The 12161-nt window shown below is 44.6% G+C and carries 6 protein-coding genes and 1 pseudogene; 5 read left to right on the forward strand and 2 right to left on the reverse strand.

Features of this window, described 5'->3' with window-relative positions; genetic code table 11:
• Window positions 1-155: 155 nt before the first annotated feature.
• The 3 genes and pseudogenes from ACYX4W_RS12960 (at window position 156) to ACYX4W_RS12970 (ending at window position 5277) form a co-directional block, all read left to right on the forward strand.
• Window positions 156-2055 (forward strand): annotated as a pseudogene (locus ACYX4W_RS12960) (glycoside hydrolase family 13 protein).
• A 38-nt stretch (window positions 2056-2093) separates the two neighbouring features.
• The gene (locus ACYX4W_RS12965; RefSeq protein ID WP_476073461.1) at window positions 2094-3575 is read left to right on the forward strand and encodes an MFS transporter; all 1482 of its coding nucleotides are present in this window, start codon (window positions 2094-2096) and stop codon (window positions 3573-3575) included.
• A 1-nt stretch (window position 3576) separates the two neighbouring features.
• Window positions 3577-5277: an alpha-amylase family glycosyl hydrolase gene (locus ACYX4W_RS12970; RefSeq protein ID WP_476073462.1), complete on the forward strand. Its 1701-nt coding sequence runs from the start codon at window positions 3577-3579 to the stop codon at window positions 5275-5277.
• Between the two features lie 122 nt (window positions 5278-5399).
• Here the strand turns inward: ACYX4W_RS12970 and ACYX4W_RS12975 are convergent, their stop codons facing one another.
• The gene (locus ACYX4W_RS12975) at window positions 5400-6431 is read right to left on the reverse strand and encodes a LacI family DNA-binding transcriptional regulator (protein ID WP_476075476.1); all 1032 of its coding nucleotides are present in this window, start codon (window positions 6429-6431) and stop codon (window positions 5400-5402) included.
• 298 nt (window positions 6432-6729) lie between these two features.
• Here ACYX4W_RS12975 and glnS point away from each other — a divergent pair, with 298 nt between their 5' ends.
• On the forward strand, window positions 6730-8397 hold the full coding sequence (glnS, locus tag ACYX4W_RS12980) for a glutamine--tRNA ligase (protein ID WP_476073463.1): 1668 nt from the start codon (window positions 6730-6732) through the stop codon (window positions 8395-8397).
• A gap of 98 nt (window positions 8398-8495) precedes the next feature.
• Here the strand turns inward: glnS and ACYX4W_RS12985 are convergent, their stop codons facing one another.
• Window positions 8496-9239: a YciK family oxidoreductase gene (locus ACYX4W_RS12985; protein ID WP_476073464.1), complete on the reverse strand. Its 744-nt coding sequence runs from the start codon at window positions 9237-9239 to the stop codon at window positions 8496-8498.
• A 320-nt stretch (window positions 9240-9559) separates the two neighbouring features.
• Between ACYX4W_RS12985 and ACYX4W_RS12990 the strand changes: the two genes are divergently transcribed.
• Window positions 9560-12157: a VolA/Pla-1 family phospholipase gene (locus ACYX4W_RS12990; protein ID WP_476073465.1), complete on the forward strand. Its 2598-nt coding sequence runs from the start codon at window positions 9560-9562 to the stop codon at window positions 12155-12157.
• The last annotated feature ends 4 nt before the right edge of the window (window positions 12158-12161 follow it).

A 12161-nucleotide genomic window follows, 5' to 3' on the forward strand; every position in this document is an offset into this window, starting at 1 on the left:
GAAATCGAATACTAGAGATTTTATTTAAACGAGAGACCATGTGTATTGGCATGGTATCGCGTGAATACGTATGCAGAGCATTGGTCAGTCAGGCTATGCAATGTAGTATCTCGGTAATATTTTGCACTTAACGTATTTTTAACATCGGTGTCTATATGTTTAATCGCAACCGCGTAACTAATGCTATTTCCCCATCACGCAGTGTCTCGCTCTCACTCGTTGTGAGCCTTACTACTTTATTTCCTGCATTTTCTGCTTTTTCTTCACAAGAAAATAACCTAGACGTTTACCCGCCCAACTGGTGGGCAGGTATGCAACATGATGAAGTAGAACTGATGATTTCTGGCAAAGACGTGGCCGATGACAAGGTTTCCGTTTCAAAAGGCAGTGTCCAAATAAAGCAAAGCAGGGCGCTTGAAAGTGAAAACTATCTTTTTGTAACGTTAGACCTTGCTGAAGCGAACCCGCAAGAATTGGTACTGACGTTAAAAGACGAAGAAGGAAGTTCACGGGACATTCACTATTCATTGAAAAAACAGAGCTAAAGGTTCGTCGTCGAGAGAAGGCTTTGGGCCTGAAGACGCCATTTACCTAATTGCCCCTGACCGATTCGCTAATGGCAGCGTGGAAAATGACAACATTGATGGGTATCAAGATAATGTAGATAGGGCCTTTAAAGGCGGACGTCATGGCGGGGATATTCAGGGCATTGTTAACAACATCGACTATATAAAAGAGATGGGGTTCACCCAAATATGGACCATGCCGATGCTTGAAAATGCAATGAAAAAGTACAGTTACCATGGCTATTCAACCACCGACTATTACACTATAGACCCGCGTTTTGGCTCTAATGACGCTTTTGTAAAGCTAAGTAAAAAAGCCAACGAAAACGGCATTGGCGTTATCATGGATATGGTGCTTAATCATATCGGTAGTGAGCATGTATGGATGGAGGATACACCGTCTGCTGATTGGATAAACAATAATGGACAGTTTGTCGGTACTACCCATAAGCGTGAATCGCTTCACGACCCTCATGCCATAGCGAGCGATATCAAAGGGTTTAGTGACGGTTGGTTTGTACCAACCATGCCTGACCTGAACCAGCGCAACCCACATTTGGCAACTTATTTGATTCAAAATGCTATTTGGTGGGTGGAAACAGCAAATCTGAGTGGCATACGAGTAGACACTTATTCATATCCTGATAAAGGGTTCTTAAGTCAGTGGACCAACCGTATCATGAAGGAATATCCTAACTTCAATATTGTTGGGGAAGAGTGGTCGGTAAACCCTGCTATCACAGCCTATTGGCAAGCAGGCAGTCAGCGACACGATGATTATGATAGCGCGTTGCCTTCTGTAATGGATTTCCCTCTTCAAACTGCTGTAGTTGAAGCACTTAATAACGATGAAAGCTGGAATTCTGGTTTTATTTCAGTTTATGAGACATTAGCTACCGATTTCTTGTATGGTGATCCAAATAATCTGGTTATCTTTCCTGATAATCACGACATGAGCAGAATATACACCCAGCTAAACAACGACAAAGCTAAATGGAATATGGCAATGACGCTGTTTTTAACAACACGCGGTATACCTCAAGTATTCTACGGTACTGAGATTTTGATGGGCAATGAAGGGACAGAAGACCATGGTATTATTCGCTCTGACTTTCCTGGCGGGTGGCCATCGGATAGCGAAAAAAATGCGTTTAGCGGTAAAGGCCTTTCTGGTGACGAACTGTGGGCGCAAGAGCGTATAAAAACCTTATTAGCGCTGCGTCAAACTCATCCTCAATTATTCGAAGGTGAGCTTAAACATTATGCGCCTGTAGACGGGGTTTACACATATTTTCGAGTAGCCGAGGATTCAGCACAGAAGCTTATGGTTGTCCTTAATAAAAAACCGGTAGATTTGCCTTTAGCAAAGTACGCAGAAGTATTGGGTACAGATGTAGCAATAACGCGCGTGAGCGACGGTCAAACATTTAACGCCTCTGAAACCATAAGCCTTCCTGCGATGTCGGCCAACGTGTTCATTGTGCAATAACCGTATCAATTAAAGTAAAACAATAAATAGAGCAAAATATGCAAGCAACTCAACCACGCCTTTCTTTTTGGCAAATATGGAATGTCAGCTTTGGCTTTCTGGGTGTTCAATTTGGTTTTGCACTGCAAAACGCAAACGTCAGTCGGATACTATCGGACCTAGGCGCAGACCTTCATTCACTTTCACTATTTTGGCTTGTAGCGCCCATTATGGGCTTGATAGTACAGCCTATTGTTGGCTCGGCATCGGATAGAACCTGGAATCGATTAGGTCGCCGTCGGCCGTTTATACTTGCCGGTGCGCTCGCTGCAGTGGTGGGCATGATTTTATTACCCAATGCGCCGATCTTCGTTGCCTTCTTAGCACCTATGCTTATGGGCGCTTTAATGGTTGCACTGATGGATGCATCGTTTAATGTGTGTTTCCAGCCTTTCCGCTCACTGGTATCCGATATGGTACCAGCGTCACAGCGCAACGTAGGTTATTCAATTCAGTCGCTTCTTATTAATATCGGTGCGGTAATTGGTTCTATATTGCCATTCGTTCTAACCAATGTGGTAGGACTGGAAAATACCGCTCAAATGGGAGAGGTTGCGCCTTCAGTAATGTGGGCATTCTACATCGGCGCGACTGTACTGCTAGGTACGGTTATATGGACCGTTATACGTACGAAAGAGTATGCGCCAGACGAATACAATCGCTACAAGGGCCTTACCGAAGAAGCCCCTGCAAGTGAAAGTAAGGCTAAAGCACCGCTTGGCCAGCGCTTAGGTGAGTTTTTCGTTTTAGTAAAAGACATGCCAACCACCATGAAACAACTGGCTGTTGTTCAGTTTTTCTCTTGGTTTGCGCTTTTTATTATGTGGGTTTACACCACACCGGCGATTACTCAACATATTTGGAACGTAGATAAGCAATGGTTTGATCCCGCTTATATCGCCGCTGCGCCTATGGTGCCTGAAACTATTGTTATGGCAAAAGGTGCTGCTGGTGACTGGGTAGGTATACTTTTCGCGGCATATTCTGTGTTCGCTGCTATTTTTTCCATTTTCTTAGCAAAGCTGGCAGATAAGTTCGGTCGCAAGACTGTATACGCTTCGTCTTTGGCGCTAGGTGGCCTTAGCTATGTAAGTTTCTTACTATTCCAAGACCTTACTATGGTGAACGTTAACCTGCTTATTACTGAAGTAACTGTGCCGTTAGGCGCAGTGAAACTACTTATCCCAATGATCGGGGTAGGTATTGCGTGGGCGGCAATTCTTGCTATGCCTTACGCCATGTTAGCCGGCGCACTACCCGCGAACAAGACGGGTGTTTACATGGGGATATTCAACTTCACCGTGGCTGCACCGCAAATTGTTTCAGGTTTAACTGCCGGTTGGATCTTAAGCAGTGTATTTAACAACGATGCTAAGTACATAATTGTCGTGGCCGGTGTTTCTATGCTGATTGGCGCAGTGTCTGTCTTTTTCGTTAAAGAGACGGATAAACAAGAACTTGAAGCGGAGCAGGGAGCTTAATATGTTATTCAAACGTTCAGCAATTGCATTAACGTTAGCCGGTTTATTTTGCTCTGCTTGCACTAGCACGGCTACATCGTCTTTAGACAATAGTGAAATGCATACTTCACAGGCTATTGTAGGTACCAGTACGCCCTTCGCTAGCGAGGCAGTTTACTTTGTGGTAACTGATCGCTTTGTCGACGGCGACCCTTCGAATAACCACGAAGGCCAAGGCGGAAAACATCCCACTTGGCAACTACCGCTTGAAGGTCCCGACGGTGAAAAAGCCTATGTGGGTTACATGGGCGGTGATTTACAAGGTATCTTAAATAACGCTGATTACATCAAAGATATGGGCTTCACTGCCGTATGGATGACGCCTGTTCACGATAACCCTGACTATGCGTTTAACGGCGACGAGCCTATTACATATGGCGGTGCATTCAAAGATGGCGGAAAAACTGGCTATCACGGTTATTGGGCGACAAACTTTTATAAAGCTGATGAGCATCTCGTTAGTGACGATTTGAGCGTAAGTGACTATACCGCGAAGATGCGCGAACACGGCCTTAAGTCAGTGTTTGATATCGTTGCCAATCACGGCACACCAAGCTTCACGATGAAAGAAGACTTGCCAGGTTATGGTGAGCTTTACGATAAAGATGGAAACTTAGTTGCTGACCATCAAAACCTAGCACCTGAAGAGTTAGATCCTAAAAACAACCCGCTGCATAGCTTTTTTCACAAATATCCAGATTTAGTCAAGCTTTCAAATCTGGATGATGAGAATCCAGCAGTTCGGGGTTACTTAATTAACAGTTATCTTTATTGGATATCGCAAGGCGCTGATGCATTTAGAATAGATACCATAAGGCACGTACCGCATTCATTTTGGCGTGAAGCGTCTGACCGTATTCGCAAACAAAACCCAGACTTTTTTATGTTTGGCGAAGCGTTCGACTACGAAGCTAACAATATTGCGCAGCATACGTTGCCTAAAAATGGCGGCGTAAGCGTTCTAGACTTTCCTATGCAAAAAGCCATGGTAAGCGTGTTTGAAAAGCCGCTTAAAAGCGATTTTGCAGACTTAGAAAAGGTACTTCATCTTACTCACGGCCCTTATAATAACCCCTATGAACTAACCACGTTTTATGACAACCATGATATGGCGCGCATTAACGCAACAGATAAAGGGTTTATTAATGCGCACAACTGGCTGTTTACTGTTCGTGGTATACCGGTTGTTTACATGGGCTCTGAGATAGGTTTCATGCGCGGTACAGCTGAACATGCCGGTAATCGTAATTACCTTGGTCAGGAACGCATCAATCAGGCTAAGAGTCATCCTATACAACAGGCGCTAACGAAAATCGCCAATGTGCGTAAAAATACTATCGCCTTGCAGCGCGGTGTGCAGGTTAATCTAGAGCTTAGCGGTCATCGTGCCGCATTCTATCGCGTTGTCGACACTAAAGATGCGCAGCAAACAGCGCTTGTGTTACTAAACAAGGGTGATGAACCCCAGTCGTTTGAGGTAAGTAACTTCATGCAATCAGGCAATTGGATAGAGCAATTGTCTGGGCAAACCCAACAAGTAGAGGACGGCGCTGCGTTAAGCGCTAGCGTTAAGGCCAATGGCGTTCAAGTGTGGGTTCGCGAGGGCAAACCTAGTAACTCTGCGTTACTCACTCAAATTGAACATCAACTTGCTCGCCAGTAACAACTTGCTTAGCCAGTAAAAAAACAACGAACGCGATAAATTGAGAGTCAAAAAAAAGCCCCGAGCGTTAAACGTTCGGGGCTTTTTATTTGATTAGTTAGCTATTTAGATAGAGTACAAGCTTAAGTCGTGTATTCGCTGCCACAAGATTGACGTACAATAATGTCGGCTGGCATTAAGTAATCCTCAACCTCTTCATTGTTTATCGCTTTCAATAGGGTATTTACCAATAGCTCACCGGCAAGCTTTGTGTTTTGCTGTACTGTGGTAAGCGAAGGTGTCGTGTAAGCAGACACCGCAATATTGTCATAACCCACCACAGCAACATCGTCTGGAACATTCACTTTCGCTTGGCGCAGCGCACGTAAAACCCCCATAGCAATAAGGTCGGATGCACAAACAATAGCTTCGGGTAGTTCGCCTGCTTGCAGCAATGATCTCACTGCTTCTGAGCCAGCATCTTCGGTAGAAATGGCGTTTCGCTGAACACTTGATTGCGCTAAGCCATGAGATTGTAATGTTTTAAAATACCCGTCAAAGCGTGCTTTAAATTCCGGTGCGTGCTCGCCATTATCACCAATAAAGGCAAACGATGTTTTACCCAGTTCGATGAGGTGTGAGGTAATGCTTTGACCACCTTGGTAGTTATCACACCCGATACTTACACCCGGGTGCGCTTCATCAGGTGCACCCCAGCGAACAAAATGCGTACCTTGCGATTCAAGCTGAGCGACTTTGTTTTGATAGTCAGTGTAGTCACCATAGCCCAACAAAATAATCCCGTCGGCCTTGTTTGAATCTTCGTATTCCGCGTGCCAGTCGTCTTCTAAGTTCTGAAACGATACAAGAAGATCGTAGTTTGCTTGCGCACAAGCGCGAGTAATACTACCGAGCATTGCTAAAAAGAAAGGGTTAATCATCGAGTCATCAGACGTTGGATCTTCAAACAAGAGTAGGGCAATTGTGCTGCTCTTTTGTTTTCTTAAATTACTGGCGTTCTTATCTACCTTGTAATTAAGTTCCCGGGCAATACGCTGAACGCGGTCACGAGTTTCTTGGTTAACCAGCGGGCTGTTGTTTAACGCTCGCGAAACCGTTGATTGAGAAACCCCTGCCAAGTGGGCAATATCAAAAGAGGTTGCTTTTTCTTTCATAAACACCATGTTTTGCTGCTACGACAATGTTGTCGCCAAATTAGATTACCATATTTTTCGAATAGCGCGTGCTTTTTGCTATATATGCGCCTAAATGCTAATCAAAATTAATGAAGCGTTGCTCATCAAGTACATTCCAGAGGGTTTTGTTGTAGTTTTTATAGTGCACTCTTTGTGTGGATCGCTCTTAAATCAATCACTTGTTAGGCTTCTTTGAATAAAACATGGTTGAAGTAATTGCGAGAGTGTTATACTCAGAGCGATTTTGAAATATTACGTGCATAAGGGGAACAAGCGAATGGCCGAGACTGAACACCGTCCGACCAATTTTATCCGTCAGATTATTGATAAAGACCTGGCTAGTGGTCTACACGACGCTATTAAAACTCGGTTTCCACCAGAGCCGAATGGCTTCTTACATATTGGTCATGCCAAGTCTATTTGCTTGAATTTTGGTATTGCACAAGACTACACAGGCTCGTGCAATTTGCGCTTTGACGATACTAACCCTGCAAAAGAAGACATTACGTTCGTTAATTCTATAAAAGAAGACGTTCAGTGGCTTGGATTTACCTGGGATGGCGAAGCGCGTTATTCATCGAATTATTTTGATCAATTACATGCATATGCGGTTGAGCTTATCGAAAAAGGTTTAGCATACGTCGATTTTTCTGCGCAAGAAGTCATGCGCGAGATGCGTGGTACGCTTAAAGAGCCAGGTCAAAATAGCCCTTATCGCGACACAGACGTCGAAACTAACCTTCGTGAGTTTGCCAAGATGACGGCAGGCGATTACAAAGAAGGCGAATGTAGCTTGCGCGCCAAAATCGATATGTCGTCGCCGTTCATGTGTATGCGCGATCCGGTAATTTACCGAGTCAAACATGCACACCATCACCAAACCGGTGATAAATGGTGTGTTTATCCAATGTATGATTTTACTCACTGCATCTCGGATGCTATCGAGGGGATCACGCATTCATTATGTACATTAGAATTCCAAGACAATCGTCGCCTTTACGATTGGGTTATCGAAAATATCTCAATTGACTGTACGCCTCGTCAGTATGAGTTTTCCCGTCTTAACCTTGAGTACACGGTATTAAGCAAACGCCGTCTTATTCAACTAGTCGATGAAAACCATGTCAGCGGCTGGGATGACCCCCGTATGCCTACTATAGCGGGCTTACGTCGTCGTGGTTATACACCAGGTTCTGTGGTTGAGTTCTGTAAGCGAATTGGCGTGACCAAGATGGACAACATGGTTGAAATGTCTATGTTGGAAGCTTGTATTCGCGATGACCTAAATGCTAATGCACCGCGTGCGATGGCGGTATTAGACCCAATTAAGCTTGTTATTGAAAATTACGATGAAGGGCAGACAGAAACGCTGACCGCACCGAATCATCCTAATGATGAAACCATGGGTACGCGTAGCATTAGCTTTAGCCGCGAAGTGTATATTGAAGCAGAAGACTTTCGTGAATCGGCAAACAAAAAGTTTAAACGCTTAGTACTAGATAAAGAAGTACGTCTACGTAACGCCTATGTGGTTAAAGCTAATCGCGTTGAAAAAGATGAAGATGGCAATGTAACTACTGTTTACTGTACTTACGACCCAGAAACATTGGGTAAAGATCCAGCTGATGGGCGTAAGGTCAAAGGCGTTATTCACTGGGTGGACGCAGCAACGGCACAGGCAGCAGAATTTAGACTGTATGACCGTTTATTTAACGTACCTAATCCGGCGGCTGAAGAAGACTTCACCAATGCAATAAACCCTGGTTCGCTTGAAATTAAACAAGGCTGGGTAGAAGCAGGACTCGCTAGCAGTGTTCCTGAAGTTGGCGCCTGGCAGTTTGAACGTACTGGTTACTTCTGTGTAGATAAAGATAGCACAGACGAAAAGCCCGTTTTCAACCGCACGGTAGGGCTAAGAGACACATGGGCGAAAATGGGCGAGTAATATAATTATTGATTACGCGTTCTATGCTTAAATGAAAAAAAACCGCTTAAGTGCAAACTTAAGCGGTTTTTGTTTATAAAAGTATAAGGTTTAATTAATTACTTCGGCTGGCAATCAAGAGACTGACCGTTTATTTCCTTACCTTCATCACCCATTAGGTAAAGATACATAGGCATAATATCTTCTGGTGTTTTAAGTGTATCCGGGTTTTCTGCAGGAAAAGCTTGTGCACGCATGTTTGTGCGGGTGCCGCCTGGATTAATACAGTTGAAACGCAGCGTCTTATTTTGATATTCATCTGCCAGAGTTTGCATTACGCCTTCTGTAGCGAACTTAGATACAGCATAAGTCCCCCAAAACGCGCGACCTTTTCTTCCTACACTCGATGTAGTGAAAATAACTGATGCATTTTCCGCTTTTTCTAATGCCGGGATAAGGGCCTGCGTCATATAGACCATGCCGTTAAGGTTTATCTGCATTACGTCTTGCCACTCTTGCGCATCAATATCTTTGAATGCACTTAGGTGACCTAGAATGCCGGCATTGTGAAGGACACCATCTAGTCGACCAAACTGGTCAATAATGGTCTGCGTCATCTGTTGATAATGAGAAGGCGTTGCACCTTTTATGTCTAAAGGAACAATGGCAGGTTCCTGACCGCCTGCGGCGATAATATCGTCATACACGGCTTCAAGTTTCGACACGGTGCGCCCTAATAGAATACAAATAGCGCCGTGTGCAGCATATGTCTTTGCAGCTTGAGCACCAATTCCATCGCCAGCCCCGGTGATAAGAATAACTTTATCGCGTAGTAAATTCGCTGGTGCGTTGTAATCGTTCATCATTTTCCTTTAAAAGGTTAATTTTCATCGCTTTGCGTGGGGCTTTTATGCCCAACTGAGAATATGACCTCAGATCATACCCAGCCTAGCCCACAAGTAAAACAATGAATGAAAAATTCTTCAAACGTAAAAAAAGTTAACAAAAGTAGTTAACAAAACTTTGCAAAGTTGAAACAAAGTCAATAAGATTGAGGAAGATACAACTGGTCTAACATGTTTAAAACTATCAACTACACCTGTAGATACAGGGTAGACCAAGCTACTTTTAATAGAGTTAAGTTTTAAACACAGAATAACAACAATGCTTGTAGGGAGTAGAGATGAGAAAACTCGTATTAAGTTCCAGTGTGGCCCTTGCGCTGGGTCTGGCAGGCTGTGGTGGCTCCGATGAAACCCTTTCCGACATTCAAGCCGAAACAGAAGTCCAAACACCATTTTCCCGGATTCTTTTTGACCCAGCCAATGGGAATCTGAATATTCCAAATGACCTTCTAATGCTTCCTGGCGATGACGGTTTCTTTGATTACACACTGAACATCCCAGTGGCTGATCCTACAGATTTCGCTGATCCGCAAAATGCACTTAATGTGCTGGACGGGTGGTCTACGCAGCATCCTTTTGTTATCAATGTTGAAACGCCTGCAGGCGCATCGTTAGACGAAAGCACGCTAGCATCTGGCGTATTATTATTTGAAGCAACATTAGGGCTTGATCAAAGCGACCCAGACTGTGCGCAGGTATCTACGCCTTCGGCAGGTTGTAAGTTAGGTGATAAACTCACTTTTGGCGTGGATTATGTCCTTAGCCTCGCCGATAGCAATACCATTACATTTGTTCCGTTAAAGCCCCTTAAGCCGGGTCAGGGTTACATGCTGGTTATGACAACAGACTTGAAAGATTCTTCAGGTAAGTCTGTTCAGGGTTCAACAACTTGGGATTTGGTAAGACAAGATATTAATACCGATCCGCTATCAAGCGCTTCTCAGTTAGACCTACAGGCTTTGGTTAATTCTTATGTTAACCCGCTTCTGCAAGCTGGCTTTGCCCGCGAAGATTTAACCTATGTCTCTGCGTTTACTACACAATCGGTAGGAAATTCACTTGATACAATTAAAAAGGTAATGATTGGTACCTTCGCTCAGCTTGCAGCTGGCGGCGATCCGTCAGCACCAGCTGCACTTCCAGCGATCACCGTTAGCGATGTGTCTGCTGCGCCAAATGCCATGGAAGCTTTAGGCCTAGTGAACGAAACTGTTGTAGCGGGCGCGGTTGAACTTGGCAAACAAGGTCTGCCAGACAACATACAAGCAGCCATTGATGCAACTGATTTTAGTCTACTCGAAACCTGTGCAGGTCTTGCTGGTACAGCGTCGGGTCAACTAGAGGCTCAGTGGGGCGCGTTGAACGAATTTGCTGTTGGCGTATCAACAGGCATTTTAGCGCAAGCAGGGCCATTTTGTGCGGCACAACGCTATGAAGGTAATATCGCATTGCCTTATTTCTTGGGTGTACCAAGTGCTGAAAACCCATTAGCGCCGGTAAATGATTTTTGGAAGGCGGCGTGTGACAGCGGCATCGTGCTAGCTGGTGCACCGCAAGAGCTACTTGCTAGTGCTGAGCCAGGTCCAAATGCAGCAATGTGTTCTTCACTAGGCCTTGCAGACGTTCGAATAAATGGCGAAATGCTTGATAGCGCAAGGAATATTACCAAATTTAACCCGTATCCACAGCCAACTGGCGGAAATATGGGGACGGAAACGTTAGACGTACAGGTAACTATCCCAGACCCTGCAATTGCGGGCGCTCTAGGCTTCCCAATTAGCATGCCTGAAGCTGGTTGGCCAGTAGTTATATTGGCTCACGGTATTACCAGTCAAAAAGAAGACATGCTTGCTATTACAGGTACGCTCTCACTTGCAGGTATTGCGTCAGTAGCTATCGACCAACCCTTACACGGTAGTCGAGGTTTCGACCTTGATGGTGACGGTACAGATGACTTAAACGCTACAAGCGTAAGTGCAACGCATTACATGAACCTTGCTAGCTTACCAACTGCCCGCGACAACTTACGTCAAAGTGTATCTGATTTACTAGGGCTGCGTTTAGGACTTAATGCAGTTGTAGATACAACCGCAGCACAAAATGTTAAGTTTGATATGTCACGTGTGTCTGTTATGGGTGTGTCGTTAGGCGCAATGACTGGTGGTAACTTTGCTGCAGTAGCAAACACATCAATGGGTGGCGATTTAGCTGCGCTTGACGGTATGTTTGCTGTTAGACAAGCATCTCTTGAATCTCCAGGAGGTGGCGTAGCGCAATTCTTATTAGAATCTCCTTCATTCGGACCTCTGATTAAAGGCTTGTTGCTTTCACAGGCATCAGAAGACTTTGTTGCATTGCTTAATCAACTTTATGAAACAACTGACGTAACTGAAGAGCAGCTTAGTGCGGCGGTTACTATTTTTGAAGATAATCTAACTGCAGAGCAAGCCGCTGAAGTAAACGCAGTATTTGCGGAATTTGCATTCGCCGCGCAAACAGTAATGGATGCTGGTGACCCAACTAACTATGCACAAACGCTAGGAAGTAATACACCGGTTCACATGATGACGGTTGTAGGTGATGGTAGCGAAGAAAACTTACCTGATCAGGTAATTCCAGTTTCCACAGCGTTACCGCTTTCTGGTCAGCTTCCGTTAGCAGCGACAATTGGTCTAGAGCAAGTCACTACTACCCAAGGGCCTGGTACAGACCCAATTAGCGGTATTGTGCAGTTCAATAGCGGCGCACATGCTTCTAGCTTAAGTCCAGCATCAAGTGCAGCGGTAACTACAGAAATGCAAAAAGAAGTGGCAGGTTATATTGCGTCTGACGCGCTAGCACTTCCAATTTCTGATGAGAGTGTTGTTGCAAACTAGCCCT

This window comes from Alteromonas sp. ABH4_454, assembly GCF_056311775.1.